This is a genomic window from Mycobacterium sp., from assembly GCF_019247615.1.
Classification (GTDB): Bacteria; Actinomycetota; Actinomycetes; order Mycobacteriales; family Mycobacteriaceae; genus Mycobacterium.
Window position 1 is genome coordinate 1 of the sequence record NZ_JAFBAT010000163.1, and the last position, 26,186, is coordinate 26,186.

The 26,186-nt window shown below is 68.1% G+C and carries 31 protein-coding genes and 1 pseudogene; 21 read left to right on the forward strand and 11 right to left on the reverse strand.

Features of this window, described 5'->3' with window-relative positions; translation table 11 throughout:
* A partial coding sequence (locus JO059_RS10865; RefSeq protein ID WP_293316697.1) for a PE-PPE domain-containing protein occupies positions 1 to 1,436 on the reverse strand: 1,436 nt, incomplete at its 3' end.
* Between the two features lie 108 nt (positions 1,437 to 1,544).
* Here JO059_RS10865 and JO059_RS10870 point away from each other — a divergent pair.
* Positions 1,545 to 1,838, forward strand: coding sequence for a hypothetical protein (locus JO059_RS10870; protein ID WP_293316699.1), 294 nt, complete (start codon positions 1,545 to 1,547; stop codon positions 1,836 to 1,838).
* Between the two features lie 26 nt (positions 1,839 to 1,864).
* On the opposite strand, the pseudogene JO059_RS10875 reads toward JO059_RS10870, so the two are convergent.
* Positions 1,865 to 2,294, reverse strand: a pseudogene (locus tag JO059_RS10875) (hypothetical protein); the annotation flags it as partial.
* Here JO059_RS10875 and JO059_RS10880 point away from each other — a divergent pair.
* From JO059_RS10880 to JO059_RS10890, 3 genes are all read left to right on the forward strand, one after another.
* Positions 2,284 to 3,084: an SDR family NAD(P)-dependent oxidoreductase gene (locus JO059_RS10880; RefSeq protein ID WP_293316703.1), complete on the forward strand. Its 801-nt coding sequence runs from the start codon at positions 2,284 to 2,286 to the stop codon at positions 3,082 to 3,084. The pseudogene JO059_RS10875 and the gene JO059_RS10880 overlap by 11 nt on opposite strands.
* Before the next feature lie 17 nt (positions 3,085 to 3,101).
* The gene (locus tag JO059_RS10885) at positions 3,102 to 4,031 is read left to right on the forward strand and encodes a catalase family peroxidase (protein WP_293316705.1); all 930 of its coding nucleotides are present in this window, start codon (positions 3,102 to 3,104) and stop codon (positions 4,029 to 4,031) included.
* Positions 4,032 to 4,101: 70 nt separating this feature from the next.
* The gene (locus tag JO059_RS10890) at positions 4,102 to 4,872 is read left to right on the forward strand and encodes a sulfite exporter TauE/SafE family protein (protein WP_293316777.1); all 771 of its coding nucleotides are present in this window, start codon (positions 4,102 to 4,104) and stop codon (positions 4,870 to 4,872) included.
* A gap of 35 nt (positions 4,873 to 4,907) precedes the next feature.
* On the opposite strand, the gene JO059_RS10895 is transcribed toward JO059_RS10890, so the two are convergent.
* Together JO059_RS10895 and JO059_RS10900 are read right to left on the reverse strand one after the other, a co-directional pair.
* A complete protein-coding gene (locus tag JO059_RS10895) occupies positions 4,908 to 5,978 on the reverse strand; it encodes a glutamate--cysteine ligase (protein ID WP_293316707.1) in 1,071 nt (356 codons plus the stop codon).
* A gap of 47 nt (positions 5,979 to 6,025) precedes the next feature.
* Positions 6,026 to 6,469 (reverse strand): anti-sigma factor antagonist, encoded by a 444-nt coding sequence (locus tag JO059_RS10900; protein ID WP_293316709.1) that lies wholly within the window; start codon positions 6,467 to 6,469, stop codon positions 6,026 to 6,028.
* 156 nt (positions 6,470 to 6,625) lie between these two features.
* Here JO059_RS10900 and JO059_RS10905 point away from each other — a divergent pair, with 156 nt between their 5' ends.
* Positions 6,626 to 7,258 carry a TetR/AcrR family transcriptional regulator gene (locus JO059_RS10905; RefSeq protein WP_293316711.1) on the forward strand — a complete coding sequence of 211 codons (633 nt, stop codon included), beginning with the start codon at positions 6,626 to 6,628 and terminating at the stop codon, positions 7,256 to 7,258.
* 17 nt (positions 7,259 to 7,275) lie between these two features.
* Here the strand turns inward: JO059_RS10905 and JO059_RS10910 are convergent, their stop codons facing one another.
* From JO059_RS10910 to JO059_RS10925, 4 genes are all read right to left on the reverse strand, one after another.
* Positions 7,276 to 7,941, reverse strand: coding sequence for a DedA family protein (locus JO059_RS10910; RefSeq protein ID WP_293316713.1), 666 nt, complete (start codon positions 7,939 to 7,941; stop codon positions 7,276 to 7,278).
* The gene (locus tag JO059_RS10915; RefSeq protein ID WP_293316715.1) at positions 7,938 to 8,777 is read right to left on the reverse strand and encodes an SGNH/GDSL hydrolase family protein; all 840 of its coding nucleotides are present in this window, start codon (positions 8,775 to 8,777) and stop codon (positions 7,938 to 7,940) included. Before JO059_RS10915 ends, JO059_RS10910 begins: the two co-directional genes overlap by 4 nt.
* A gap of 77 nt (positions 8,778 to 8,854) precedes the next feature.
* Positions 8,855 to 9,688, reverse strand: coding sequence for a polysaccharide deacetylase family protein (locus tag JO059_RS10920; RefSeq protein ID WP_293316779.1), 834 nt, complete (start codon positions 9,686 to 9,688; stop codon positions 8,855 to 8,857).
* Positions 9,689 to 9,870: 182 nt separating this feature from the next.
* The gene (locus JO059_RS10925) at positions 9,871 to 10,521 is read right to left on the reverse strand and encodes a TetR/AcrR family transcriptional regulator (RefSeq protein WP_293316781.1); all 651 of its coding nucleotides are present in this window, start codon (positions 10,519 to 10,521) and stop codon (positions 9,871 to 9,873) included.
* A 247-nt stretch (positions 10,522 to 10,768) separates the two neighbouring features.
* On the opposite strand from JO059_RS10925, the gene JO059_RS10930 reads away from it, so the two are divergent.
* Together JO059_RS10930 and JO059_RS10935 are read left to right on the forward strand one after the other, a co-directional pair.
* Positions 10,769 to 11,506 carry a polysaccharide deacetylase family protein gene (locus JO059_RS10930; protein WP_293316717.1) on the forward strand — a complete coding sequence of 246 codons (738 nt, stop codon included), beginning with the start codon at positions 10,769 to 10,771 and terminating at the stop codon, positions 11,504 to 11,506.
* Positions 11,507 to 11,613: 107 nt separating this feature from the next.
* Positions 11,614 to 11,889: a DUF1876 domain-containing protein gene (locus JO059_RS10935; protein ID WP_293316784.1), complete on the forward strand. Its 276-nt coding sequence runs from the start codon at positions 11,614 to 11,616 to the stop codon at positions 11,887 to 11,889.
* Between the two features lie 229 nt (positions 11,890 to 12,118).
* Here the strand turns inward: JO059_RS10935 and JO059_RS10940 are convergent, their stop codons facing one another.
* Both JO059_RS10940 and JO059_RS10945 read right to left on the reverse strand, forming a co-directional pair.
* A complete protein-coding gene (locus JO059_RS10940; protein WP_293316786.1) occupies positions 12,119 to 12,325 on the reverse strand; it encodes a hypothetical protein in 207 nt (68 codons plus the stop codon).
* Between the two features lie 197 nt (positions 12,326 to 12,522).
* On the reverse strand, positions 12,523 to 13,419 hold the full coding sequence (locus tag JO059_RS10945) for a universal stress protein (protein WP_293316719.1): 897 nt from the start codon (positions 13,417 to 13,419) through the stop codon (positions 12,523 to 12,525).
* A 215-nt stretch (positions 13,420 to 13,634) separates the two neighbouring features.
* Between JO059_RS10945 and JO059_RS10950 the strand changes: the two genes are divergently transcribed.
* Genes JO059_RS10950 through JO059_RS10965 form a run of 4 tightly spaced genes read left to right on the forward strand, consistent with a single transcriptional unit; the run spans position 13,635 to position 16,090 of the window.
* The gene (locus JO059_RS10950) at positions 13,635 to 14,324 is read left to right on the forward strand and encodes a helix-turn-helix domain-containing protein (RefSeq protein ID WP_293316721.1); all 690 of its coding nucleotides are present in this window, start codon (positions 13,635 to 13,637) and stop codon (positions 14,322 to 14,324) included.
* Entirely contained in the window at positions 14,321 to 14,746 is a 426-nt protein-coding gene (locus JO059_RS10955; RefSeq protein WP_293316723.1) for a hypothetical protein, read from the forward strand. Before JO059_RS10950 ends, JO059_RS10955 begins: the two co-directional genes overlap by 4 nt.
* A 43-nt stretch (positions 14,747 to 14,789) precedes the next feature.
* Positions 14,790 to 15,134 (forward strand): cupin domain-containing protein, encoded by a 345-nt coding sequence (locus JO059_RS10960; protein ID WP_293316725.1) that lies wholly within the window; start codon positions 14,790 to 14,792, stop codon positions 15,132 to 15,134.
* Positions 15,135 to 15,139: 5 nt separating this feature from the next.
* Positions 15,140 to 16,090 carry a nitronate monooxygenase gene (locus JO059_RS10965; protein ID WP_293316727.1) on the forward strand — a complete coding sequence of 317 codons (951 nt, stop codon included), beginning with the start codon at positions 15,140 to 15,142 and terminating at the stop codon, positions 16,088 to 16,090.
* An 8-nt stretch (positions 16,091 to 16,098) separates the two neighbouring features.
* On the opposite strand, the gene JO059_RS10970 is transcribed toward JO059_RS10965, so the two are convergent.
* On the reverse strand, positions 16,099 to 16,599 hold the full coding sequence (locus JO059_RS10970) for a DUF1990 family protein (RefSeq protein ID WP_293316729.1): 501 nt from the start codon (positions 16,597 to 16,599) through the stop codon (positions 16,099 to 16,101).
* A 57-nt stretch (positions 16,600 to 16,656) separates the two neighbouring features.
* Here JO059_RS10970 and JO059_RS10975 point away from each other — a divergent pair, with 57 nt between their 5' ends.
* The 10 genes from JO059_RS10975 (at position 16,657) to pdxS (ending at position 26,186) form a co-directional block, all read left to right on the forward strand.
* Positions 16,657 to 17,535, forward strand: coding sequence for an aldo/keto reductase (locus tag JO059_RS10975; RefSeq protein ID WP_293316731.1), 879 nt, complete (start codon positions 16,657 to 16,659; stop codon positions 17,533 to 17,535).
* A 148-nt stretch (positions 17,536 to 17,683) separates the two neighbouring features.
* Entirely contained in the window at positions 17,684 to 18,007 is a 324-nt protein-coding gene (locus JO059_RS10980) for a PE family protein (protein WP_293316733.1), read from the forward strand.
* Between the two features lie 46 nt (positions 18,008 to 18,053).
* Complete coding sequence (locus JO059_RS10985) at positions 18,054 to 18,677, forward strand: PaaI family thioesterase (RefSeq protein ID WP_293316735.1); 624 nt, start codon at positions 18,054 to 18,056, stop codon at positions 18,675 to 18,677.
* 66 nt (positions 18,678 to 18,743) lie between these two features.
* Positions 18,744 to 20,810 carry a threonine--tRNA ligase gene (thrS, locus tag JO059_RS10990; protein WP_293316737.1) on the forward strand — a complete coding sequence of 689 codons (2,067 nt, stop codon included), beginning with the start codon at positions 18,744 to 18,746 and terminating at the stop codon, positions 20,808 to 20,810.
* A gap of 2 nt (positions 20,811 to 20,812) precedes the next feature.
* Positions 20,813 to 21,385 carry an HIT domain-containing protein gene (locus JO059_RS10995; RefSeq protein ID WP_293316789.1) on the forward strand — a complete coding sequence of 191 codons (573 nt, stop codon included), beginning with the start codon at positions 20,813 to 20,815 and terminating at the stop codon, positions 21,383 to 21,385.
* A 46-nt stretch (positions 21,386 to 21,431) separates the two neighbouring features.
* Complete coding sequence (pgsA, locus tag JO059_RS11000) at positions 21,432 to 22,088, forward strand: phosphatidylinositol phosphate synthase (protein WP_293316739.1); 657 nt, start codon at positions 21,432 to 21,434, stop codon at positions 22,086 to 22,088.
* A 23-nt stretch (positions 22,089 to 22,111) separates the two neighbouring features.
* Positions 22,112 to 23,044 (forward strand): phosphatidylinositol mannoside acyltransferase, encoded by a 933-nt coding sequence (locus JO059_RS11005; protein ID WP_293316741.1) that lies wholly within the window; start codon positions 22,112 to 22,114, stop codon positions 23,042 to 23,044.
* Positions 23,044 to 24,168, forward strand: coding sequence for a glycosyltransferase family 4 protein (locus JO059_RS11010; RefSeq protein ID WP_293316743.1), 1,125 nt, complete (start codon positions 23,044 to 23,046; stop codon positions 24,166 to 24,168). The genes JO059_RS11005 and JO059_RS11010 overlap by 1 nt, the downstream gene beginning before the upstream one ends.
* The gene (locus JO059_RS11015) at positions 24,168 to 25,217 is read left to right on the forward strand and encodes an NUDIX domain-containing protein (protein WP_293316745.1); all 1,050 of its coding nucleotides are present in this window, start codon (positions 24,168 to 24,170) and stop codon (positions 25,215 to 25,217) included. Before JO059_RS11010 ends, JO059_RS11015 begins: the two co-directional genes overlap by 1 nt.
* 45 nt (positions 25,218 to 25,262) lie before the next feature.
* Positions 25,263 to 26,186 (forward strand): pyridoxal 5'-phosphate synthase lyase subunit PdxS, encoded by a 924-nt coding sequence (pdxS, locus tag JO059_RS11020; protein ID WP_293316747.1) that lies wholly within the window; start codon positions 25,263 to 25,265, stop codon positions 26,184 to 26,186.

A 26,186-nucleotide genomic window follows, 5' to 3' on the forward strand; every position in this document is an offset into this window, starting at 1 on the left:
AGCGTGGCGTATGCGGTCGACACCGCACTCGTCGAGGCGCCGACGATCTGGGTGTTCGCCGCCTGCAGCCCCGAGATGATGCCGGTTATCGTGGGCGCCCCGGAGGGAAGCGTCGGTGTGCCGGAACCCGACGACAGTGACACGAGCGCCTGCGATACGCCCTGCGGCGATGGTATCCGCGGCGGCCCGGCTGAGTGCAAGTCGCCGATCGCGGCGCCGATCCCCTGGTGGACACCGCTGACGAGGGCGGGCCCCAGGGCGGCGGTGTCGCTGAGCGGCGGCAGAAATCCGAACGGGGTGGCCACATTGGCGGGGCCTGTGGACCAACCGAAATGCGGGTTGCCGTAACCCCAGTCGACAAGCGGCGTCAAGACGGGCTGGGCCAGATCCGCCATCGGGTTCCCGACGAACGGGATCAGACGCACCGGATCCAGCAGCGGCAGTTGGTGCGTCGGAATCATGTAGTAGGTGGTGGTGGTCGGCCCCTGTGTCGGCAGCACGACGGCCGAATCGATCTGCGTCGGCGTGAGGCCTGCGTAACCGGTGTGCACGGTCGCCATCCCCGCCAATGCGTTGAGGTCGGAGAAGACATCGATCGGGTATTGCGGAAAGTCGGCCCACCCGTCGTATTCGAGGGTGTAAACCTTGGTCGGGAAGTCATTGCTCGGCGCCGCACCCAGCGTCGAAAAACCCAGTGTTGGAAGGCTCAGACCCGGGAAGCGCGCATCCCAGCCCCCGTTGGGATTCATCGAATTTCCAAGCAGCACAAAGTTTATCGGTAGCGAGCTCGGGGTGCCGCCCGGGTCCAACGCCTTCATTTCCAGGGTGGCGATGTTGGCGCCCTGCGAATAGCCCACAACGTTGACGGTGTTCCCGGCGGCGAGTTGCTGCTGCACCGCGGTGTTGAGGCTCGTGACGCCGCGGGCTATCGAAACGTTCTGCTGCAAGTCCGTGACACCGCTGTCCGGGTACTCCCCGGCCGGCATGGAGAGGGCTCGGACGAGGCCGACGGGAAAGTTGGGCGCGACGTACTTGCTGACCACGTTGGCCACGAAGGTTGGCGGCGGCGTCGGCGTCCCGCTGCCGTCCAGGACGAAAGTGACGGGCGGATCGGCCGACGCCGCATTGGGGACGAGCGCGGCACTCCCGACGGCTTCGGTCTGGGCGTAGGCGTTGGCGCCGGCGAACAGCCTGTCGGCGAACCCGCTGTGTAGCAACGCCGCCCGCCCCATGACCGCCTGCCAGTCCCGCCCGTATGCGTTGAACACGCTGGCGATCGCCGCCGACACCTCATCGGCGGCCGCCGCCACCACCCCTGTTGTGCTGGCCGCCGCACCCTTCGCGGCGCCGTCGATCGTCCTGGCAATGGCCGCCACATCCCCAGCCGCCCGCGCCATCGCCTGCGGCCGCGCTAGCACGCCCTGTCCTGCCGGCACCCGGCCAGCTTAGAGCGATCTGTCCCGGCCGGCGGCCCATTCCACTGGCGGGCAAGCGCGGTTGGGCGACAATCGGTGTGCAGATCAGACTCGTGAGGACGGTGGGCCATGGTAGGCAACCAAGAGGGAATCGGCGTGCTGAAACTCGAATGCCCGCAATCCCACCCCGTGGGGAGGATCCTCAAGGAGGCCCCGCATCAGTCCGTCCTTTACGACCCGGGGGCCGCGGTCGGGCCGCGCCGATTCTGGCCGGACGAAGACGAGCAGCCACAGTTCAAAGCGCACTGTCGCTTCTGTGACAAATCGGTGGGAGAATCCACCGCCACGCTGCAGGGCAGGCTGGCCACCCTGGTCGCCGACGTCTCGAAGGTGACTGGGACCGCTTCTTTGCAGTATCTCTAGGGCACGTCGATCCACTCACCCAAGGCGGCGCCCAGAACTTCAGCCGCCGCGGCCTTGACCGCGGTCAGCGTCAGCGGTCGCCCGCGTTCTTTGGTCGGCACACTGGCCGCCCCCGCGAATAGCACCGTGCCCCAACCGGCCCGCCGCACCGGGATGCGTCAAAATCAGCGGCGAGGCCAGCGCCATCCGGCGGCCATCGTCGTCGAGATTGTCGGGATGCTGGTCGTGGCTGACCAATACGGCATCGACCGGCCCGAGCGCCTCGGCGCTCACCGCCGGACCCGTGAGCTTGGTCAGGTAGCCATGCGCTCCCGGCGGGTCGAAGGTCGGGTCCATCACGATCCTGCGGCCGGCGATGTCGACGACCGTCGTAGGACCCCCGAGCACACTGATCGCACATTTGCGCCGCCGCGCGATGGGCGAGCGCCCCGTCAGATGTGCCACGATGACTGCCATGGTGAGCGCGAATCGCGCCCGGTCCCGCACATTCGTCGTGACGGGCGCGGCGTCGGGGATCGGCCTGGCCACCGCGCGGCGGCTGCTGGCCGAAGGCGGCACGGTCATCGGCGCCGACCTGAGTCAGCCACCCGACCTGGAGTCCGACGAATTCCGCTTCGTCACCGCCGACGTCACCGATGAGGCCGCCGTCGACGCGGTGCTGGCCGCCGTTCCCGAGCGCCTCGACGGCGTCTTCCACGCGGCCGGCATTGCGGGCGGCGGCCCGGTGCACCTGCTCGACCGGGCCGAATGGGAGCGGGTTATCGGGATCAACCTCACCGGCACTTTCCAGGTGGCCAGGGCGGCGCTGGCCAGGATGATCGACCAACCACGGGTCGACGGTGAGCGGGGCTCGATCGTGACGGTCGCCAGCATCGAGGGCCTGGAAGGCACCGCGGGCGGCAGCTCTTACAACGCGGCCAAGGGCGGCGTGGTCCTGCTGACCAAAAACATTGCGCTCGACTACGGCCCGAGCGGCATCCGCGCAAACGCCGTCTGTCCGGGCTTCATCGAAACACCAATGACGCAAAGCGTTTTCGGGCTGCCGGGGATGGAGGGTCCGCAGGCCTCCATCACCAAGGAGCATGCGCTGCAGCGCTTCGGGCGGCCCGAGGAGGTCGCGGCCGTGGCAGCGTTTCTGCTGTCTCCCGACGCGTCGTTTGTCAGCGGTCAGGCCATTGCCGTCGACGGTGGTTACACCGCCGGCCGCGATCACGGCGTCGTCAAACTGTTCGGCTTACCCGAGTAGCGCCTTAAGATTCGGGCATGGTCAGTCCGGATGACGCGATCGAGGCGATTCGAGGCACCGGCGGCGCGCAGCCGGGCTGTCGGGCGTTGCACGCGAAGGGCACGCTGTACCGCGGGACGTTCACCGCGACGCCTGAAGCCGCCGCGCTTTCGCGCGCCAAGCACCTCGACGGCTCCGCGGTTCCGGCGCTGATCCGCTTCTCCAACGGATCGGGAAACCCGGCCCAGCGCGACGGCCTGCCGGGGGTGCGGGGCATGGCGGTGAAGTTCACCCTGCCCGACGGCTCCACGACCGACGTATCGACGCAGACCGCGCGGCTGTTCGTCTCCAGCACGCCGGACGGCTTCGTCGACCTGCTCAAAGCGATGCGGCCGGGCCCGACCATGCCGCTGCGCATGGCCGCCTTCCTGCTGACCCATCCCCGACTGCTCCGCGCCTTGCCCGTCCTGCGGGACGCCGGCAAGGTCCCTGCAAGCTACGCCGCCATCGAATACCACGGCCTGCACGCCTTCCGCTGGATAGCCGCCGACGACAGCGCCCGGTTCGTGCGCTACCACCTGGTGCCCACCGCGGGTGACCGGGCACCCGAACCCGCCGCCCACGGGGAGGGCGCCGACTTCCTGACCGGCGAGCTCAACGCCCGCCTCGAAAGCGGTCCCGTGCGGTTCGACTTCCGGGTTCAGGTTGGCGGGCCGAACGACTCGACGGTCGACCCGTCGGCGCCGTGGCAGAGCACGCAGTTCATCACGGTGGGCACCCTCGAAATCGTCGGCCTCGACACCGAGCGCGAACGTGGCGGCGACATCGTGGTGTTCGACCCGATGCGCGTGACGGCCGGCATCGAACCCTCCGATGACCCGGTGCTGCGCTTTCGTACGCTCGCCTATTCGGCTTCGGTCAAGCTGCGCACCGGCGTGGACCGTGGGGCCGAGGCGCCGCCGGTGTGACGAAAGTCGCTGGCCTGCCGGATTGTTGGCGCACCGCCGCGGGCTAGGCTGCAATGACGTGCTCGCCCACCTGATTGTGATAGGCCTGGCCGGATTCGCCGCCGGCGCCATCAACGCGCTCGTCGGATCGGGCACCCTGATCACCTTCCCGACGCTCGTCGCCCTCGGCTACCCGCCGGTCACCGCCACCATGTCGAACGCGGTCGGTCTGGTCGCGGGCAGCGTCTCCGGCACCTGGGGATATCGCGCCGAGTTGGCCGGTCAGTGGAGCAGGTTGCGGTGGCAGCTGCCGGCCTCGTTGGCCGGCGGCGTGCTCGGCGCCTTCCTGCTCCTGCATCTACCGGAAACGGTGTTCGCCAAAATCGTGCCGGCGTTGTTGGTGCTTGCCCTGGTGCTGGTGGTCGTCGGACCGCGGATCCAGTCATGGGCGCGCCGGCGCGCCGAGGAGCAGGGTCGTTCGCCCGAACACATCACACCGGCACGGATGTTGGTGCTCGTGCTCGGCACCTTCGCCGTCGGCGTCTACGGCGGCTACTTCACCGCCGCGCAGGGCATCCTGCTGGTCGGCATGATGGGCGCATTGCTGCCGGAGTCGGTGCACCGGGCGAACGCAGCCAAGAACCTTTTGACGTTGGTGGTGAATGTCGTTGCGGCGGTGAGCTATTCGCTGGTGGCGTTTCATCGGATCAGCTGGTCGGTCGCCGGGATCATCGCGGCGGGCTCGCTGGTCGGCGGATGGCTGGGAGCGCATTACGGTCGCCGGTTGTCGGGGAATGTGTTGCGCGGCATCATCGTGGCGGTTGGCCTGATCGGGCTGTACCGTCTGCTCGCGGTCACGTGACCAAAGGCAAAGCGGCGTAAGCCAACCAGCGCAATTCAACTCAGTGTCGCGGCGGCGACCTCGGCGATGACGTCGCGCACGTCCTTGCGCTTTCGCCAGGCCCGCAGCTGCCGCATCGCCCCGTTGCCCTGCGCCGCAATGCGGTCCAATTCGTCTGTGACGCTTTCGTATTCGCCAAGCGCATCCAGCGCCGGACGCACCCGCCGAACGAGCGCACCCAGCTGCTCACGGGCGGGCACCGCTCCGCGGCCGTGAATCAGGTCCAGCGAGTGCCCCGACAGCCCATCGTGTGCGGCCTTCCAGTAGGCGGCCCGCAGGGCACCGGGCGGCAGGCGCCCGAGCTGGTCACCATCGTCACGCGAGTCGAGCGCCGTCATCACCGCGGCCCTGATCAGGGTCGCGAGCAGCACGGTTTCGGCGACCGTCGCCGGCACGTCGGCCACGCGAACCTCGACCGTCGGGAACTCCGTCGATGGGCGCACGTCCCAATAGATCATCTTGTGATCGAGGATCACCCCGGTGTCGACCAGCATGCGCACGGCTCGGTCGTAGTCGTCAGGTGAGGGGAAGAAGGGCGGGGGACCGGCGGCCGGCCAGCGCCGCCACAGGACACTGCGCCAGCTCGCGTAGCCGCTGTCGGCATTGCGATACACCGCCGAGTTGGCCGACAACGCCAGCAGCGCCGGCAACCACGGGCGCAGCCAATTGCTGACGTGGATGGCGGCCGCACGGTCGGGCACCTCGACATGCACATGACAGCCGCAGATGCCCTGCTCGTGCGCGATCATCCCGAACTGCGCACCGATCCGCCGGTAGCGCGGGGTGTCGGTGACCGGGAACTCATGCGGGGTGGTCGGTGGGAGCGCCGCGGCCAGCAGCTGAACCCGGCTGGCCTTGGCGGCCTCCGCGGCGGTGCGCCGCAGCCGGGTCAATTCCTCGGTGAGTTTCGCGCTTTCAGTCAAGACGGTGGAGGTGGTCTCCACCTGGCAGCTGCTCAGCTCCAGCTGCAGCGAGATGCCACGGCCCTTCGCCTCCTCGGCCACCGCGGCGTTGCGGGGGGCCGGTTCGCCGGTCCCGGGGTCGACGAGGAGGAACTCCTCCTCCACGCCAAAGGTGGGCGAAACTGGGCGCCGGACCAGGGGAGTCGCTCAGCTCACCAGCGAGCGGACGTCGCGAGTGCGGCATCTGCGGTCGGGTAAACAGGCAGCAGACTGTTCAGCCCGCAGGCGTCGACAACCCGGGCGACAACCGGGTCGCAGCTCACCAGACGCAATTCGACGCCACGCTCCTTGCAACGTCTCGCCTCGTCGGCCAGCACCGCGAACCCGCAGCAGGCCATGAAGTCCAGCCCGGTGACGTCGACGACGAGCGGCCCCGGGGGAATGACGACGCCGGCGGCCTCGCTGACCAGGCGGCACCAGGTCCGCTCGTTGCAGGCGTCGACCTCGCCCCCGGCATTGATGATCACGGCCGCGCCCCGGCGATCGGTGGTCGCGCGCAGCGTGCTGCTCGGATCGCACAGCTCGTGAATCAGACGCGTGCTCAGTGTCAAGGGAGGGCCGGGGCTGGACGCAGATTCCGCAATTACCGGACTCATGATGGACTCCCTAATCGACCGGCGCAGATCGACGCCGGGACGGATGCCCGTCCTGCGGTCTGAAGACAGACTTCGCGGAGACCGCGAATTTCATTTGTATAACGAGACAGGGCGGTCTGTCTATAGGCGGCCGTTAAGAGTATGGTAAGGCGGGCCATGACAATCCCCGATGTCAGCGACGATGTCCCAAAGCCACCCCCGCCCGCTCGCGACCGCATCCTGACCGCGGCCTACGAGCTGTTCAGCCGGCGGGGGATTCGCGCGGTCGGCACCGACGAGGTCATCGAGCGGGCTGGTGTAGCCCGGGCGACCCTCTACCGGCACTTCTCCACCAAGGACGACCTGGTGCTGGCGGTTTTGCAGCGGCGCGAGGAACTCTGGACGCACGGTCTCATCGAGGAGCAGTCACGGGCGCGGGGCAGCACTCCCGAGGAACAGTTACTGGCGATTTTCGACGTCATGCATGACTGGTTTCAGTTGCACGACGGGTATGAAGGCTGCTCGTTCATCAACGTGTTGCTCGAGATGGGCGCGGGCCACCCGGTGGGACGGGCGTGCATCGCACATATCGACCACGTCCGCGACATCGTGCGTCACCGCGCCCTTGCGGCGGGGCTGACCGAGGTCGAGGATTTCGCCGCGTCCTGGCACCTCCTGATGAAGGGCGCGATCATCCTGGCGGCCGTGGGCGACCGCGACGCCGCCGTGCGTGCCCGCAGGATGGGCAGCGCCCTGATCGGTGAGCATCGGCCGCTGACCTCGGAGGACGCCGGCGAGGCCGTGGGGTAACCCGCCAGTCCCGGACTTCAGGCGGCGTCGGCGGCGCGGGTGCCGGTCTTGCGGTGGTGCTCGGCCTCGAGCTCGGCGATCGCCTTCGATGCCCGGTCACGAAGCAGTATCGCGGCGGCCAGTCCGCACACCACGGCGACGACCAGGCCGATCCAGGAGAAGCTCTGCAGCCAGCGTTCGGCGGCCATGCCCGCGAAATAAACCAGCGCGGTGGTGCCGCCTGCCCAGCAGATGGCGCCCGAGACGTTGGCCGCCAGGAAACGCGGATAGTGCATCTTCAAGGCACCCGCAAGCGGCCCGGCGAGTATCCGCAGCAGCGCGATGAAGCGGCCGAGGAAGACCGCCCTGACTCCCCAGCGGTTGAACAACTTTTCAGCCAGCGCGACGTGCCCGGGACCGAAGTGTTTCGGGAACCGCCGGCCCAGCCGGTCGAAGAGCGGCATGCCGAACCGGCGCCCGATGGTGTAGCCGATCGAGTCGCCGACCACAGCGCCGATCACGGCCGCCGCGCCCACACCGACCGGATTGACGGCCAGGTCGTGATGCGACGACATCAGCGCCGCGCTGACCAGAACGATCTCGCCGGGAAGGGGGATGCCCAGGCTCTCGATGCCGACCACACCGCCGACCACAAGGTAGACAGCGAGCGGCGGGATCGATCGCAGCAGCGCCTCGACATTCATGCGTCAAGGATGCCTGACCGGCCGCCCAACCGCGCCGCAACCGGCTCGCTCGCAATGGTGAGGGGTTCGGGCCGCGGACGTTTGGGCACGCGCCCGTCGGCCGACGACATGCCGCGCAGACGTCGCCAGATCCACGGCATGAACTTCCCCTGCATCCAGCGCAGCTGTCCATAAGTGCGGGACTGGAACGACAGCCGCGTCGGACTACCGCTCGGTGCGGCCCAATCGTGGTTGCTGCCGGGCAAGCCGAGAGCTTCGGCGGCCGCGGCGGCGAACAGAATATGCCCTTTGGTAGAGGCGTGTACGCGGTCGACGTCCCACGTGTCCAGGTCGCGCATCGAGGCCGCGTGGTACAGGTCCACCAGCCGGAAGCCGTATTGCTCGGCGGCTGCTCTGATCGCATCGTTGATGCGGCCGAGTCTCCCGGACACGAGCCGGCCGAGCGGCAGGAACTGAGCGACGTTCGGGAAGGTCGTGGTGACCACCGTCGCCCCCGATTCGGCGAGCGCGGCGTGGACGTGTTCGAGGTCGGTGAGCGCACGGCCGAACGATCGGCCCGGCTGGATCACGTCGTTCATCCCGACGCATACCGTGACCAGGTCCGGCTGCATCGCCAGCGCCTGCGGAACCTGCTCCCGGAGCACATCGGCCACCAGCTTGCCGCGGATCGCCAGGTTGGCGTACTCCAAACCGGGATAGAGCGAATCGAGCAGCACCGCGAGCCGGTCGGCAAATCCCAGCACGCCGGCGACGTCGTCGCCGTCCCATAAGCCCTCGGTCTGGCTGTCGCCGATGGCGACGTATCGCCGGTATCCGGCTGGACTGGCCCCGCGCACGCAGCCGAGACTAACCGCAATTTCCTTCCCCGTGGACTTAGCGCGCTTGGTGGCCACCCGGAAGGTCGTCACAGAGATCAGCTCCCCTGACGGTGCGGGATCTCCGGTCGCAGGAATACGTCGTTGAGCGTCACGGTGCGCAGCCTGCGTGCGCGGATGATGTCCACCAGTTGCCCGTAAACACGAGTGATCGCCGGATGGTTGAGGTGGCCGATCACGATGTTCTGCGGGGTGAAGGACTGGTAGGCCATCGTGACGAGCTGATCCTCAGAAAGCACTGCCGAATCCCGCAAGTCGCCGCTCCACAGGGTCGGGACGTGATAACCCAGATCCGCGGCCACCGCATCCACCACTGCATTGTGATGGCCGTACGGGGGCCGGAAGTACGGCGCGGCGTCCACGCCATACGTGTTGCGCAGGAAGGCGTCGGTGCGGCTGAGTTCATCGGCGACTTGGCTCGCGGTCAGTCTTGTCAAGCTGGGATGGCTCCACGTGTGATTGGCCAGCTGAATCTGCCCCGATTCGACCAGCGGCTGCAACAGCGCGGCATTGTCGGTCCATGAGCGATAGGAGCCGGTGACGAAATACGTGAGCCGTACTCCGGTGTCTTTGGCGAATTGCGTGTAGAGCTGAACCACCTCGCTGCTGGCGCCGTCATCGACCGTCCAGGCCAACAGATCCCCGTCGCCGGGAAGCTTCTTGAGCACTGCCCCGCCGGGCAGCACCACACGGGATCCCCGGTCGGGGGGCGGCAACAACGGCGGCAGGGCTGGGGTGGCCGGGCTGGGCGCTGAGCCGGGAGCAATATCCGCGCGCGCCACCGTCCCCTTCGCTCCGCCGGACGAATATGCCGAGATGCCGGTGACCGCCACCGTTGCGGCCACCGCGACCAGGAACCGCCGCCGGTCCAGTTCGTTCACTTGGCTACTCCTGTGGGGGCTGACCCGCACACGTTAAGCCGGCGACGCGCGCACGTTGGGCATCTCCCGTCGAGTGGCGCGCAGAGGATATGAAGCTGTGACCTTCCAGTTGCCCTATCAGCTAAGGGAATTCGCGGGTGAGCAAACCGGTGGTCGACCGCGCTGGGCGGCGCTCAAGAGCCATTGGTCGCAAAGACGGCCTTACCATCGCCTCGATAGATGGTGGCCAGCCAGATGTGCACCAGCGTGTCGATCACCCGTTCTTCGGGGATCGCGGGCTCCTCGGCGGTGAACGTCGCGGCCATCACCCGCTCGCTCAGCATGTTCAACGCCACGGAGAGGTCCTCGACCGGCAGGGAGTCCGGAGCGGCTCCTCGCTGGCGTTCCGCTTTGATCGCCGTCGTGGTGTGGGTGATCCATCTCTGCATGAGCGCCGACCACAGCTGGCGGACTTCGGGATTGGTGGCTTTGGCGGCGGCGCCGGCCACGGCGACGGCCCGGTGAGATCCCGACACCTCAAAGAACGCCTCGATGCGCGCCCGCCACAGCGTCGCCGGGTCACCGGAGAGCCTGGCGTCCAGCGCCGTGAGCGCCGCCAGCGCCTTGACGTTCATCTGGTCGAGCAGCGCCATCAGGACCGCGTTCTTGGACTGAAAATAGAAGTAAAAGGTGGGTCGCGAGATGCCCGCGCCTTTTGCCAGATCGTCGACGGAGAAGTCGGCCAGCGGACGCTCCTCCAAGAGCCGCTCGGCCGTTGCCAGGATCGCTTGCTTGCGGCTGTCACCCGAGTGCTGCGATGACCGGCGGCCCCGGGAGGCGTACATGTACTCGGCCTGACGCGAGCGGTCGGACACGTGGCCTACTTTATGGGCAAGCCGATATATGTCAACGAAATTGTTGATTAAAACCAACGGTATTGTCGATTACGATTGCTGGTTTGTTCATCGCTCAATTTGCTGCGAAGTCAACCGTCCGTCGGAATTTGTTCCCTTACAAGCAGTCTGGGCAGGCGCGGGGGACTGATCGGAGAAAACAATTCTGCGGCGGGGGTGACGGGGAGACAATGGTCGTATGCCATACATCGATAGACGCACGATGCTGTGCGCCATTGCCGGGGGTGTACTGGCGGCGGTGGCCCGCGTTCCGGTTGCCGGGGCCGCGCCCCAGCGCTGGCACATTCCCCTGGGTCCAATGCCGGCGCCGGCGGGCGTCCTCAGCCGCCTGCCCGGGGAGGGCAATCGGATAGTCCTCACCGTCGACGACGGGGTCAGCAGTCCCGTCGTCGGTGCGTTCGCGCAATTCGCCCGGGACACCGGAACCCGGCTCACCTTCTTCGTCAACGGCGCCAACCCGTCATGGTCGGACAATGCGCCGGCACTTCGGCCGTTGGTGGACTCCGGCCAGGTTCAGATGGCGAACCACACCTGGTCGCACCCGAACCTCACCCGCATGGGCCTCAGTGCGGCGGCCGATCAGATCCGTCGCAACGCCGACTTCCTGAGAGACACCTACGGCGCGGACGGCGCCCCCTTCTTCCGGCCGCCTTTCGGGGCGCGTAACGCCGACATCGATCGGGTGGCCGCCGATCAGGGCTTCGCGTCGGTCACCCTGTGGAGCGGGGACGTTGGTGATTCGGCGCCCGAAAGCGAATCGAGCCTCGTGGCACGTGCGACGAAGTCTTTCCAGCCGGGCCAGATCGTGCTCATGCACGCCAACCTGCCGACCATCACGCGGTGTTACGGGCAACTGCTGGATCTCATTCAGAGCCGTAACCTCCAGACTGCCACCCTCAGAGAGGTTTTCGCCTGACGAGACGCGACTGGTGACTTTCGCCCCTACTTCGCAACCGTCCGGTGATGGTCGCATCTATTCGGGGCGAAGAGACCCGGCAAGAACGAGGAGACCGGCGATGACGGATAAGAAGGACGGCATCAAGGCTTGGCAAAGTAGACGTCTCGATCGAAGAACACGAGGAGCGCACCCGGGCGAAGGCACGGCTGTCCTGGGCCGGCAGGAAGTTGGTCGGCGTTGGCCTGGCGCGACTCGATCCGGCCGACCAACCCGTCGCCCAGATCGGCGACGAACTTGCGGTCGCTCGGGCGTTGGCGGACCTGTCGAATCAGCTCTTCGCTTTGACTTCCACCGATATCCAGGCCAGCACCCACGAACCGGTCACCGGTCTGCACCGATGATGGGCCGAAGATTTCTTCGTCGACGGCGCGCGGGACCGGGGGAGCGGCGGTAGGACCACTCGAATAGCGCGGCGGTCCCGGATAACCCCCCGTCCGGGACCGCCGCCCACCAAGGCATGAGAACTATTGCCGCGCTTCGCGCCGCCGCTGGCGCACAATCGAAAATCCCGCCGAACCCCCTGTGCGCCAAGGCTTTTCGTCAAGCCGCGGCCCCACCAGTGGTGGGTTGTCAGCCGCGGAGGACGGCGCCTACCTGGGCCATGATCCGATCCAGCACGGTATTGGCCAGATCACCGTCGTCGGCCACGCGGGAAAGGCCACGCCGCCGCAGGAAGGTGTCGAGGCGCCGATCGGGTGACCAGCCGGCGTAAGTGGAGCCGAGGTAGCGGGAGCCCAGGAATTCCCGCGCGAGGGCGTCGACGTCAGAATCGGTCAATAACAACGGTGGGTTTCCACCCATAACCGCATTGCTCCTTTGTTCAGCCGTAACCGCCCGCAGCCAAGTTACGTCAGACAAGGCCAGTATTCAGTCACACACGCATTTCGGATAGGGCCCAAAGTCATCAACACCGATGGAGGGCCACGAGATTTGTGGCGCCCATGGCCCCGATAGTGCCGCCCGCGCAACTGCCGTCAGGCTAGGGGTTCACGGGCCACGATGACGGGCACCCGCGCCATTTGGGCCACCGTTTCGCCGACCGAGCCGACCAGCATCCCGGCGAATCCGCCTCGGCCCCGGCTCCCGACCACCACCAGCTGGGCATCGTCGGACCCTTGGACCAGCTGGCGCGCCGGCTGAGCCTGCACGACGGTGCGGCTCACCCGCACGTCGGGATACTGTTCTCGCCATCCCGCCAACCGCTCGGCCAATACTTCTTCGGCCATCGCTCGTCTTGCGGGCCAATCGATTTCGGGCAACTCCGACACGTCGAGATCACTCCAGGCGTGCATGGCGACCAGGCCCACGTGCCGGCGCGACGCCTCGTCGAAGGCCGTCGCGGTCGCCAGTTCCGATGCCGGCGAGCCGTCGATGCCGACCAGCACCGGCGCCCGATCAGGATGCGGAATCGTCGGTTGCTCGCCGTGGACGATCGCGACGGGGCAATGCGCGTGATGTACCAGTCGCGAACTCACCGAACCGAGGCGCCGGCCCTGCCACCGTCCGCTGCCCTGTGAGCCGGCGACCATCATCTCCGCTTCCTTGGACAAGTCGATCAGTGTGGGGACGGCGGCCGACGCCAAGATTTCGGTCTGCACACCGGCGGGCCCGTCTCCTTGCGCGGCCTCTTCGATGACCTCGAGCGCCTCGTCGACCAGGCGGCGCCCATGATCCTGCTGCCAACGCATCACGCCGGCGGGCAAGGGGTCCCGCAGCCACGTCGAAACCCCCGGAGAAACCGCGTGCACGAGCGTCAGGGGGATTCCGCGCAGTTCGGCGTCGCGGGCCGCCCACCGCACCGCCGATCTCGCGGCCGGGGAGTCGTCGATCCCGACGACGATTCCCAAACGGGTCCCCAAACGGGTCCCCAAACGGGTTTTGTGCGATGACATGGTTGTCCTCGATTCGTGGAGGGGCTCGGCTCATGCACGACCGTATCGGGGTGGGCGAGGTGTAGTCAGGGGCCTTTGTCACCAACCGGACGACCCGAAGTCCCGCTTGTGGCACACGGGTTTTCGGTGGCCGCCTCCGGCGCGGTCCCGCAGCCCATTGGTTTCCACAATCAGAATTGTGTAATCTCGGCCGGGTGAAATACGCCAGCGCGAAGCGGGTCGGGGCATCGACCGGTGGCCGCCGCCGCGAAGTGCTGCGGTTGTTGCGGTCGTCCCCCGCGGCCATGAGCATTCTCGCGATCGCCGAGGAGCTCGGCGTGCATCCGAACACCGTGCGCTTCCACCTCGAGAGCCTGCTTGCCGACGGCCAGGTCGAGCAGGTCGACCAGGCCCGCAAAGGGCCGGGACGCCCGCCGCTGATGTTCCGGGCGGTCCGGCAGATGGACCGCGGCGGCGCCCGCCATTACCGACTTCTCGCCGAGATCCTGGTCACCGCACTGGCCACCGAACGGAATCCGCGCGCCAAGGCGATTGCCGCGGGGCGGGCGTGGGGACGGGACCTGGAGTCAACCCTGCAATCGCTGCGCCCGAACCCCGCCACCGGTGCCGACCGGGCCATCGACAAACTGGTTGCCGCGCTGGACGAACTGGGCTTCGCCCCCGAGCGCCGGACTGCTGATGGGCGTCAACAGGTGGGCCTGCGCCACTGCCCGTTTTTGGAACTCGCCGAAACGCGGCCTTCCGTCGTGTGCCCGATCCATCTGGGGCTGATGCAGGGGGCCCTCGAGACCTGGGGGGCGCCGGTGTCGGTCGACAGGCTCGACGCCTTCGTCGAACCCGATTTGTGCCTGGCCCACATCAGCGCGGTAGAGGCCGCCGGATGAGCGCCGGACCGGCAATCGCCGTCGCGGTCACCTTCGTCTGGCTCGGCATGGTGCTGGCCATCTCGTTCGTCGAAGCCCCGCTGAAGTTTCGCGCGCCCAACGTGACGCTGCAGATCGGTCTCGGCATCGGGCGCTTGGTTTTTCGTGCCCTCAACACCGTCGAGGTGGCCTTCGGCCTCGTCATCGTCGCGATCGTGGCGTCGCGGCCCACCCCTCCGCGGATCATCGTGGCGTTCGCGGTCGCCATAGCCGCGCTCGCCATCCAATTGATCGTCGTGCGGCCGCGGCTGACCCGTCGCTCGGATCAGGTGCTGGCCGGATTGGACGCCCCTCGCTCCCACGCGCACTACGCCTATGTCGGCTTCGAGGCGGTCAAAACCGTGGCCCTGCTGGTCGCGGGGATAATGCTCTTGACCGGCTGATTGTGGGCCTTCCAAGGGCCTAACAAGACCGAAGGGGTCGATCATGGAATCCATCTCGCTGACCAGCCTCGCGTCCGAAAAGCTGGCCGAGGCGGCGCGGTCGCACAGCGGACGCGCCGCCCACACCATTCACGGCGGCCACACCCACGAGCTGCGGCAGACCGTGCTCGCTTTGCTGGCCGGCCACGAGCTCGGCGAACACGACAGCCCCGGCGAGGCAACGCTGCAGGTCCTGCAGGGACACGTCCGCCTGACGACCGGTGGCGACACCTGGGACGGCAAGGCCGGCGATTACGTCGCCATTCCGGCGGAACGCCATGCGCTGCGCGCCGTCGAGGATTCGGTGGTCATGCTCACCGTGCTGAAGAGCCTCCCGGCGCCCCGGTAGCCGCGATGCTCGCCACGCCCTGGTCACGGAGTTTCGGCCTGCGGGTACCCATCGTCAATGCGCCGATGGGCGGCGTCGCCGGCGGCCGGCTGGCCGCCGCCGTCACCGCGGCCGGCGGCCTGGGCATGGTGGGCATGGGCAGCGACGGCAGCCGCGACTCACTGAAAACCCAGTTGGCCCACGTGCATGGCCGGTTCGGGATCGGCCTCGTCGACTGGGTGATGCGCAGCGAGGCGGGGTTGTTCGAGGACGCGCTGGCCGCACGGCCCGCCCTGCTGTCGGTCAGCTTCGGTACCGACTGGTCGTGGGTCGCTGAGGCGCACGATGCCGGAATAGTCACCGCCACACAGGTTTACGACGACGTGGGTGCCCGCCGGGCCGTCGAGGCGGGCGTCGATGTCCTGGTCGCGCGGGGCGCCGAGGGCGGCGGGCACGGCGAGGTCAAGCTCGGCATCTTGCCGCTGCTGGACACCGTGTTGGACGCGTTGAGCGGCGCCGCGGTGCCGGTGCTTGCCGGCGGCGGCATCGCCTCGCCGCGCAGCCTGGCCGCCGTGCTGGCCGCCGGAGCGAGCGGCGCGTGGATCGGCACCCGGCTGGCGGCGTGTCCCGAGGCGTTGACCGCGCGCGGCAGCCGCCGGGCGCTGATCGCTGCCGGGCCCACCGATACGGTCGTCACGCGAGTGTTCGACGTCGCCAAGGGCCGGCCGTGGCCGGCGCGATTCCCGTCGCGGGTGTTGGCCAACGACTTCGTCGTACGCTGGACCGGTAGGGAGGATTCCCTTGATCCGCGGGCCTGCGACGAACTGGCGGCGGCGGTCGCGGCCGACGATCGCCGGATCGCGCCCGTCGACGCGGGCCAGGGCGTCGGGATGGTCAGCGACGACGCGTCGGTCGGCGAGGTCATCGCGCACATGTGCACGGGCGCCGAGAGGTTGTTGGCCGGCTGGGGCTCGTAGCGAGCCCGTTACACCGCGCGCAGATACCGCTTCGCGATGACCCGCTGCGCCGTGCGCACCAGCGGGCCGCCGGCCCTGCTCCACCAGGTCGCGGGCCGGGAGAACGCCGACACCTCCGCGTACACCGCGGAGGTGGTCGGGTCCCGGCGCACGACGAAGCGTTCCTCACCCGACTCCGGATGGCCGGGCAAGGTGCCATAGCCGAAGCCGCGGATGTCGGGCTCGTCGACGACGTACACCACCCGGCACGGCGCCGACAGCAATCCCATCCGCACTACCAGCACCGCGTCGACGACCGCGACCTCCGAGCTGGCGCGCACGCGCAGGCCGGACCCGCGTTGCATGCCCCAGCGCATGACGGCCTCCGCGGCTTGCTCGAAACGTGTTGCCCCCGTGCCGATTTGGCGCTCGACGTGTTGATGATGGTATCCCGCGGGCAGCTCGCCGGACGCGGTGGCGCCGACCTCCCGGTAAGTGAGCGGAAGTTCCTCGAGCACTTCTAGGTCCACCCGCCCAGCTTGCCACGCCCGGATGCGAGGTCATGTTTGCGGCGTACGGTCGGACGAGTGACCGCGCAAGATGCAGTAGCCCAGGCCTCCGGAACCTTGACCATCGGCGGCGATCTGACCGTCAATCGACTCGGCTTCGGCGCCATGCGCCTGACCGGTCAGGGGGTCTGGGGCCCACCCGCCGACCGCGACGAATGCGTCCGGGTGTTGCGGCGCGCCGTCGAACTCGGGGTGAACTTCATCGACACCGCCGACTCCTACGGCCCCTACATCTCCGAGGAGCTCATCTGCCAGGCGCTGCACCCCTATGACGGGCTGGTCATCGCGACCAAGGCCGGGCTGCTGCGGACCGGCCCGGACGTCTGGATCCCGCTCGGTTACCCGAGCTACCTGCGTCAGGAATGCGAGATGAGCTTGCGCCGGCTTGGCGTCGAGACCATCGACCTGTTCCAGTTGCACCGCATCGACAAGAACTTCCCGCTGGCCGATCAGGTGGGCGAGCTGCTCACGTTGAAGAACGAGGGCAAGATCCGCCACATCGGGCTGTCCGAGATCCACACCGACCAGCTCGCCGCGGCCCAGCAGATCACCGAGATCGCGACGGTGCAGAACATGTACAACCTGGCGTCCCGGGGAGCCGAACCGCTGCTGGAGGCCGCGACCAGCCAGGGCATCGGCTTCATCCCATGGTTCCCGCTGGCCGCCGGGCCGCTGGCCGCCCCGGACGGCCCGCTGCAGCGCATCGCCGCCGACCATGACGCGACGCCCTCGCAGCTCGCGTTGGCGTGGTTGCTGAAACGCTCCCCGGTGATGCTGCCGATCCCCGGCACGTCCAGCGTCGCGCACCTGGAGGAGAACGTCGCCGCCGCCGAGATCACGCTCAGCGACGACGAGTTCGAGGCCCTCGCCAGCGCCGGGGGCCAGCGGACGGTCTGACCCGGAGGGCATGTTGCTGCTGGTCAGGATGACTTTCGGCCCTATCCGTCGCGGAAACGGGCCGCGCACGATCGCATAAGTAATATACTGAAATCTCGCTTTCCGGCCCGCTGGGGGCCGCCGAGTATGGAATCGATGGAGGACAGCAATGTCGTTTCTGAACGCGTCGCCGGAATTCTTGGCGGCGGCGGCGACGGATTTGCAGAACATTGGTTCGGCACTGGGCGACGCGAACGCGGCGGCGGCGGGAGAGACGGCGTCGGTGCGGGCGGCGGGAGCCGACGAGGTGTCGGCGGTGGTGGCCGCGCTCTTCGGCGCGCACGCCCAGACCTATCAGGCCCTCAGCCAGCAGGCGGCAGCGTTTCATGCGCAGTTCGTGCAGATCATGAACGCCACCGCGGGATCGTATGCCCGCACCGAGGCCGCCAACGTGTCGCAAATCCAGACGGTCGCGCCTGCCGAATCAGAGTGATGCCGCGCCCGTAAACGGTCGATCGGGCCACCGATACGGTGTCCTGGTGGCCGGCGCACCTCAGCAGCACCCCGGTGGTGGTTTCAACCCGCCCGAACCAACGACCAAGGGCGGTCCCGATTACGGCAGGTTCATCGACGCCGTGCGCACGCTGCAGGATCACGCCCGCGCCGTCGACGCGCCCGACGAGGTGATCACCGAGGCCGCGGACCAGCTGGAGAAGGTGTCGCTGCTGCTGAGTCCGTTCGACGCCGACGAGTGGGAGTCGCCCTCGGGGCGGCGGATGGATCTGCCCATGCGCGGCAACGTCCTGACGATCCCCATGTCCGCGCGCAAGGGCACGGACGGGAGGATTCATGGCTGGGCCCGGTTCGCTCGATTTCACCTGGGGCGCAACGGCGCCGTGCACGGCGGCGCCCTGGGCTTGCTGTTCGACACCGTGCTCGGGTTGACGTCGTCGGTGCTCACCGGTGGCCCCCACCAGCGCACCGCCTACCTCAAAATCGATTACCGGCACATCGTGCCCATCGAGAAGGAACTGGGGTTCGAGGCGGGCGTCGACCATGTCGAAGGCCGCAAGATCTTCGTGTCGGGCCGGCTGAGCGACGGCGATACCCTGCTGACCGAAGCCGAAGCGTTGTTCGTGCGGCTCAAGCCTGGCCAGCCCTGACGCCGTCGCGCCCCGATAGCATTGCAACGTTACTGACCTCACCCCGAAACTTGGAGAACCACCGCGATGAGCGCCGCCCCACACCCCGCCCCGGCAGCCCCGATCCGGGTTCCTGCCGGGACCACCGCGGCGGCCGCCGTGGGCGAAGCCGGGTTGCCGCGGCGGGGCACGCCCGACGCGATCGTGGTGGTGCGCGACTCCGAGGGCAAGCTGCGTGACCTGAGTTGGGTGCCGGATGTCGACTCCGAAGTCATCCCGGTGGCTGCCGACACCGAGGAAGGTCGCAGCGTCATCCGGCATTCGACCGCGCACGTGTTGGCCCAGGCCGTGCAGGACCTGTTTCCGCACGCGAAACTGGGCATCGGGCCACCCATCACCGATGGCTTCTACTACGACTTCGACGTGGCCGAGCCGTTCACGCCGGAGGACCTGGCGGCGCTGGAAAAGCGGATGCGCCAGATCGTCAAGGAGGGACAGCTGTTCGACCGGCGCGTCTACGAGTCCAAAGATCAGGCCCGCGCCGAGCTGGCCAACGAGCCTTACAAGCTCGAGCTCGTCGACGACAAGTCCGTGGGGACGGACTCCATGGACGAAATAATGGAAGTCGGCGGCGACGAGCTCACGGCCTATGACAACCTGAATCCCCGTACCCGCGAACGGGTTTGGGGCGACCTGTGCCGAGGGCCGCACATCCCGACGACGAAGCACATCCCCGCGTTCAAGCTGACCAGAAGCTCCGCCGCCTACTGGCGAGGCGATCAGAACAACGCCAGCCTGCAGCGCATCTACGGCACCGCGTGGGAGTCGCAGGAGGCGCTGGACCGCCACCTGGAACTGATCGCCGAGGCCCAGCGCCGCGACCACCGCAAGCTGGGCGTCGAGCTCGACCTGTTCAGCTTTCCCGACGAAATCGGTTCGGGGCTAGCCGTTTTCCACCCCAAGGGGGGCATCGTCCGCAGGGAGCTGGAGGAGTACTCGCGGCGCAAGCACATCGAGGCCTCCTACGAGTTCGTCAACACCCCGCACATCACCAAGGCGCAGCTGTTCCACACCTCGGGGCATCTCGACTGGTACGCCGACGGCATGTTCCCACCGATGCATCTCGACGCCGAGTACAACGACGACGGGACCGTGCGCAAGCCGGGTCAGGACTACTACCTCAAGCCGATGAACTGCCCGATGCACACGTTGATCTTCGCCTCGCGCGGGCGGTCGTACCGCGAGCTGCCGTTGCGGCTCTTCGAATTCGGCACCGTCTACCGCTACGAGAAGTCGGGTGTGGTGCACGGCCTGACCCGCGCCCGCGGGTTCACCATGGACGACTCGCACATCTACTGCACCCGCGAGCAGCTGCACGGCGAGCTGGCCTCGCTGCTGCGGTTCGTGCTCGAGCTGCTCGGCGACTACGGGCTCGACGACTTCTACCTGGAGCTGTCCACCAAGGACCCGGCCAAGTTCGTCGGCTCCGAAGAGGTGTGGGAAGAGGCGACGGCCGCGCTGGCCGAGGTCGCCCGGGAGTCGGGCCTCGAGCTGGTCCCCGATCCCGGCGGGGCGGCGTTCTACGGGCCGAAGATCTCGGTTCAGGCCCGCGACGCGCTGGGTCGCAGCTGGCAGATGTCGACCATTCAGGTGGACTTCAACTTTCCGGAGCGTTTCGAGCTGGAGTACACCGCGCCCGACGGAACCCGCCGGCGCCCGGTGATGATCCACCGGGCGCTCTTCGGGTCCATCGAGCGGTTCTTCGGCATCCTGACCGAGCACTATGCGGGGGCGTTTCCCGCCTGGTTGGCGCCGGTTCAGGTGGTCGGCATTCCCGTCGCCGACGAACACGTGGCCTACCTGCAAGAGGTTGCGGCGCAGCTCAATTCGCACGGCGTGCGGGTGGAAGTGGACGCCAGCGACGATCGGATGGCCAAGAAGATCGTCCACCACACCGCCCAGAAGGTGCCGTTCATGTTGCTGGCGGGGGACCGCGACGTGCAGGCTGGGGCGGTGAGCTTCCGCTTCGCTGACCGCACGCAGATCAACGGCGTCGCGCGCGGCAGCGCCGTCGACGCCATCGTGAACTGGATCGCCGATCGCGAAAATGCTGCTCCCACAGCCGAACTGATGAAGGTGGTCGGCGGTGAGTGACGGTGAGTGAACGCGAGCACGTTGCCCGCACCGAAAACACCATCCTGGATACGGGCGTCGGCGAGCAAGACCACCTGCAGCGATTGTGGACCCCGTACCGGATGACGTATCTGGCCGAGGCGCCGATGAAGCGGGATAACGGCAAACCCGAGCAGCCGTTCACCGAAATCCCGCAGCTGTCCGACGAGCAGGGGCTGGTGGTGGCCCGCGGCGAACTCGTCTACGCCGTCCTCAACCTGTACCCCTACAACCCCGGGCACCTCATGGTGGTGCCCTACCGTCGGGTGTCCGAGCTCGAGGACCTCACCGATTCCGAGAGCGCAGAGTTGATGGCCTTCATCCAGAAGGCAATTCGCGTCATCAAGAACGTGTCGCGGCCCCACGGCTTCAACGTCGGGCTGAACCTGGGAACCTCGGCGGGAGGGTCGCTGGCCGAACATTTGCATGTGCACGTCGTGCCGCGCTGGGGCGGCGACGCCAACTTCATCACGATCATCGGTGGCTCCAAGGTGATTCCGCAGTTGCTGCGGGAGACCCGCCAGCTGCTGGCGACGGAGTGGGCACAACAGCCATGAGTCGCCGGGGAGTACCCCCACCCGCGTGCGGGGGGAAGCGGCGCACATGAGCAGGGTGCCGTTCCTGTCCCGGGCGGCGTTCGTGCGGCTCACGACTCCCACCGCCAGGGCGTGCTTGCGAGTGGGGTTGACGCCGGATGCGGTCACCATCCTGGGCACCGTTGCGTCGGTGACCGGTGCGCTCGCGCTGTTCCCGACGGGCAAGCTGTTCGCCGGTGCCTGCGTGGTGTGGTTCTTCGTGCTCTTCGACATGCTCGACGGCGCGATGGCCCGGGAAAGGGGCGGCGGCACCCGGTTCGGCGCGGTGCTGGACGCCACGTGCGACCGCATCAGTGACGGCGCGGTGTTCTGCGGCCTGCTGTGGTGGATAGCGTTCCACATGCACGACAAGCTGCTGGCCGCCGCGACGCTGATCTGCCTGGTCACCTCGCAGGTGATCTCCTACATTAAGGCCCGGGCGGAAGCCAGCGGGCTGCGCGGTGACGGGGGAATCATCGAGCGCCCGGAGCGGCTGATCATCGTCCTCGTCGGGGCGGGGGTGTCGGATTTTCCGTTCGTGGCATGGCCGCCGGCCCTACCGGTGGCGATGTGGCTGCTGGCGGTGGCCAGCCTGGTGACCTGCGTGCAGCGGTTGCACACGGTGCGCGCCTCGCCGGGGGCCGGCGATCCCATGGACCCCATTGCCGGAACGGGCGAGCCGTGATCCCCACGGTGCCGGGCAGGAACATGATCAGCGCTCCTCGGCGAATGCTCAGGCGCAACGCGACCGACTGGGCATACGCGGCCGGCTGGATGGCGGTCCGGGCGATGCCGGAATTCGCCGCCCGCAGCGCGTTCGAAACCGGCGCACGTTACGCGGCGCGCCAGGGCGGCCCGGATCAGCTGCGCAAGAACCTGGCCCGCGTCATCGGTGTGCCGCCGGGCGAGGTGCCCGACGCGCTGATGCGCGCCTCGCTGTCCTCCTATGCCCGCTACTGGCGCGAGGCGTTCCGGCTGCCGACGATGGACCTCCGCGCGGTGGCCCGCCAACTCGACGCGACGTTTCAGGGCGCCGACAATCTGGACCGGGCTCTCGCGGAGGGCCGCGGGGCGGTGTGCGCGCTGCCGCACAGCGGCAACTGGGACATGGCTGGCGTTTGGCTGGCGCAGACCCGCGGCACCTTCACCACCGTCGCCGAGCGCCTCCAGCCGGAGTCGCTGTACAAGCGGTTCATCGACTACCGCGAAGGCCTCGGCTTCGAGGTGCTGCCGTCCTCGGGCGGCGAACGACCACCCTTCGAGGTGCTGTGCGAGCGGCTTCGCGATAACCGGGTTGTCTGCTTGATGGCCGAGCGCGATCTCACCCGCACCGGGGTCCAGGTCGACTTCTTCGGTGAGCCCACCCGGATGCCCGCGGGCCCGGTGAAGCTGGCGCTCGAGACCGGGGCGGCGCTGCTGCCTTCGCATTGTTGGTTCGAGGACGACGGGTCGCGGGTTTGGATACAGCCGCCCCTGGATTGCAGCAGCGGCGACGTCGCCGCCATCACGCAGGCGCTGGCCGACCAGTTCGCCACGAACATCGCCGCCCACCCCGAGGACTGGCATATGCTGCAGCCGCAGTGGCTGGCCGACTTGTCCGAGGAGCGGCGCGTCAAACTGGCCCGGGTCGAGGAAACCTGATGCGGATCGGGATGGTCTGTCCGTACTCGTTCGACGTGCCGGGCGGGGTGCAGTCGCATGTGCTGCAACTCGCCGAGGTGATGCGCGCCCGCGGGCACGAGGTGAGCGTCCTGGCACCGGTTTCGCCGCACACTTCGCTGCCCGGCTACGTCGTCTCCGCCGGCAAGGCCGTCCCCATCCCCTACAACGGGTCGGTGGCCCGGCTGCGGTTCGGACCGGCCACCCACCGCAAGGTCAAGAAGTGGCTCGTGGAAGGCGATTTCGACGTACTGCACCTACACGAGCCGAATGCGCCCAGCCTGTCGATGCTGGCGCTCAACATCGCCGGCGGGCCGATCGTGGCGACTTTTCACACGTCGACCACCAAATCGCTGACGCTGACGGTCTTCCAGGGCATTCTGCGGCCGATGCACGAGAAGATCGTGGGCCGCATCGCGGTATCCGACCTGGCCCGGCGCTGGCAGATGGAGGCGCTGGGCACCGACGCGGTCGAGATCCCGAACGGCGTCGACGTCGATTCGTTCGTCTCGGCGCTTCCGCTCGAGGGATATCCGCGGCCCGGCAAGACCGTGTTGTTCCTGGGCCGCTACGACGAGCCCCGCAAGGGGATGTCGGTGCTCATCGACGCGCTGCCGCGGTTGGTCGAGCGCTTCGCGGATCTGCAGCTGCTTGTCGTCGGCCGCGGCGATGAGGACGAATTGCGCGGCCGCGCAGGCCGATTGGCGTCGCACATCCGGTTTCTCGGCCAGGTGGACGACGCCGGAAAGGCGTCCGCGATGCGCAGCGCCGACGTCTACTGCGCACCGAATACCGGAGGCGAGAGTTTCGGCATCGTGTTGGTCGAGGCGATGGCCGCCGGCACCCCGGTTGTCGCCACCGACCTCGACGCCTTCCGGCGGGTGCTGTGCGGCGGTGAATGCGGTCGGCTCGTGCCCCCAGGCCCGCCCGATGTGCTGGCCGATGCGCTCATCGAGGTGCTGGAGAACGACGTGCTGCGCGACCGTTACGTGGCGGCGGGTGCCGCGGAGGTGCGCCGCTACGACTGGTCGGTGGTGGCCGGCCAGATCATGCGCGTCTACGAGACGGTCGCCGGCTCGGGCGCCAAGGTGCAGGTGGCCAGCTGATGAACTGGCTTATCGTCGCCATGGCGGTGCTGGGGCTCGTGCTCATCGTGTTCGGCGCCTGGGCGTATCAGACCGCCAATCGGCTCGACCGGCTCAATGTCCGCTACGACCTGTCGTGGCAGGCGCTGGACGGCGCACTGGCGCGGCGCGCGGTCGTGGCGCGTGCCGTCGCGATCGATGCTTATGGCGGCGGCGCTGTCGAAGGCAGGCGGCTGGCCGCGCTGGCCGACGCCGCCGAGGGCGCGCCCCGGCAGGCGCGCGAAAATGCGGAAAACGAGCTCTCGGCCGCCTTGGCGATGGTGGATCCGGCGTCGTTGCCGGCCGGTCTGATCGCCGAGCTGGCCGACGCCGAAGCCCGGGTGGTGTTGGCCCGCCGCTTCCACAACGATGCCGTCCGGGACACCCTCGCACTGGCCGAACGGCCCTTGGTCCGGGCCTTGCGGCTCGGCGGAACTGCCGCGCTGCCAAGCTATTTCGAGATCCTTGAGCGACCGCATGCGCTGGCGCACGGTGATCTGCACAGGTCGGGCGTGGCCGGCCGCCGCACGTCCGCGCGGGTGGTGTTGCTCGACGAGACCGGCGCGGTGCTGTTGTTGTGCGGGTCGGACCCGGCGAATCCGGCTTTTCGCGACGGCTCCGCGCCCCGGTGGTGGTTCACCGTGGGCGGCGAAGTGGGCGACGGCGAGCGGCTGGCCGAAGCCGCGGCGCGGGAGCTCGCCGAAGAGACCGGTCTGCGGGTCGCGCCCGCCGACATGATCGGCCCGGTCTGGCGGCGCGACGAGGTCTTCGAGTTCAACGGCTCGCTGATCGACAGCGAGGAGTTCTACCTGGTGCACCGCACCACCCGGTTCGAGCCGACGCTCACCGGCCGCACCGAGCTGGAGCACCGCTACATCCATGCCGCGCGGTGGTGTGACGCGAACGACATCTCGGTGCTGACCGCGGCCGGGGAGCAGGTGTACCCGCTGCAGCTCGGCGAGCTCTTACCCGCGGCCATCCGGCTGGCCGACGAGGCTGGCAACCCCGGCGTGCTCGAGTCGATCCGCTGATCAGCGCGAAACTCGCTTGTCGCGCACCACTAGAGTGGAGCTGCGATGGTTGAGGAAGACAAAAAGCCAGTGGATTCGAGCCGGGGCAACCAGACCGGAACGGCGCGGGTCAAGCGCGGCATGGCCGAAATGCTCAAGGGCGGCGTCATCATGGACGTCGTTACCCCCGAGCAGGCGCGCATCGCCGAGGGGGCCGGGGCGGTCGCCGTGATGGCGCTGGAACGAGTGCCGGCCGACATCCGCGCCCAGGGCGGGGTGTCGCGGATGAGTGATCCCGACATGATCGAGGGCATCATCGCCGCGGTGACCATCCCGGTGATGGCCAAGGCGCGCATCGGCCACTTCGTCGAGGCTCAGATCCTGCAGAGCCTCGGCGTCGACTACATCGACGAGTCGGAGGTGCTGACCCCCGCTGACTACACCCATCACATCGACAAGTGGAAGTTCACCGTGCCGTTCGTGTGCGGGGCGACCAATCTCGGCGAGGCGCTCCGCCGCATCGGCGAGGGCGCGGCCATGATCCGCTCCAAGGGCGAGGCCGGAACCGGTGACGTCTCCAACGCCACCACCCATATGCGGGCCATCAGCGGCGAGATCCGCCGGTTGGCCTCGTTGTCCGAGGACGAGTTGTACGTGGCGGCAAAGGAATTGCAGGCACCCTACGATCTGGTCCTCGAGGTCGCCCGGGCGGGCAAGCTGCCGGTCACGCTGTTCACCGCCGGCGGCATCGCCACCCCCGCGGACGCGGCGATGATGATGCAGCTCGGCGCCGAGGGCGTCTTCGTGGGCTCGGGCATCTTCAAGTCTGGCGCCCCCGAGCACCGTGCGGCCGCGATCGTGAAGGCCACCACGTTCTACGACGATCCCGATGTGCTGGCCAAGGTGTCGCGCGGGCTGGGCGAGCCGATGGTGGGCATCAACGTGGAGCAGATTGCGCAGCCGCATCGCCTGGCCCAGCGCGGCTGGTAA

Coding starts and splice junctions, on each gene's coding strand:
- JO059_RS10925 (WP_293316781.1), bottom strand. CDS start 10,521: ATGTACGCCTCCCGGGGCCGCCGGTCATCGCAGCACTCGGGTGACAGC.
- JO059_RS10930 (WP_293316717.1), top strand. CDS start 10,769: ATGCCATACATCGATAGACGCACGATGCTGTGCGCCATTGCCGGGGGT.
- pgsA (WP_293316739.1), top strand. CDS start 21,432: ATGAGCAGGGTGCCGTTCCTGTCCCGGGCGGCGTTCGTGCGGCTCACG.
- JO059_RS10900 (WP_293316709.1), bottom strand. CDS start 6,469: ATGAGTCCGGTAATTGCGGAATCTGCGTCCAGCCCCGGCCCTCCCTTG.
- JO059_RS10880 (WP_293316703.1), top strand. CDS start 2,284: ATGACTGCCATGGTGAGCGCGAATCGCGCCCGGTCCCGCACATTCGTC.
- thrS (WP_293316737.1), top strand. CDS start 18,744: ATGAGCGCCGCCCCACACCCCGCCCCGGCAGCCCCGATCCGGGTTCCT.
- JO059_RS11005 (WP_293316741.1), top strand. CDS start 22,112: ATGATCAGCGCTCCTCGGCGAATGCTCAGGCGCAACGCGACCGACTGG.
- JO059_RS10955 (WP_293316723.1), top strand. CDS start 14,321: ATGAGCGCCGGACCGGCAATCGCCGTCGCGGTCACCTTCGTCTGGCTC.
- JO059_RS10885 (WP_293316705.1), top strand. CDS start 3,102: ATGGTCAGTCCGGATGACGCGATCGAGGCGATTCGAGGCACCGGCGGC.
- JO059_RS10870 (WP_293316699.1), top strand. CDS start 1,545: ATGGTAGGCAACCAAGAGGGAATCGGCGTGCTGAAACTCGAATGCCCG.
- JO059_RS10905 (WP_293316711.1), top strand. CDS start 6,626: ATGACAATCCCCGATGTCAGCGACGATGTCCCAAAGCCACCCCCGCCC.
- JO059_RS11010 (WP_293316743.1), top strand. CDS start 23,044: ATGCGGATCGGGATGGTCTGTCCGTACTCGTTCGACGTGCCGGGCGGG.
- JO059_RS10960 (WP_293316725.1), top strand. CDS start 14,790: ATGGAATCCATCTCGCTGACCAGCCTCGCGTCCGAAAAGCTGGCCGAG.
- pdxS (WP_293316747.1), top strand. CDS start 25,263: ATGGTTGAGGAAGACAAAAAGCCAGTGGATTCGAGCCGGGGCAACCAG.
- JO059_RS10910 (WP_293316713.1), bottom strand. CDS start 7,941: ATGAATGTCGAGGCGCTGCTGCGATCGATCCCGCCGCTCGCTGTCTAC.
- JO059_RS10965 (WP_293316727.1), top strand. CDS start 15,140: ATGCTCGCCACGCCCTGGTCACGGAGTTTCGGCCTGCGGGTACCCATC.
- JO059_RS11015 (WP_293316745.1), top strand. CDS start 24,168: ATGAACTGGCTTATCGTCGCCATGGCGGTGCTGGGGCTCGTGCTCATC.
- JO059_RS10980 (WP_293316733.1), top strand. CDS start 17,684: ATGTCGTTTCTGAACGCGTCGCCGGAATTCTTGGCGGCGGCGGCGACG.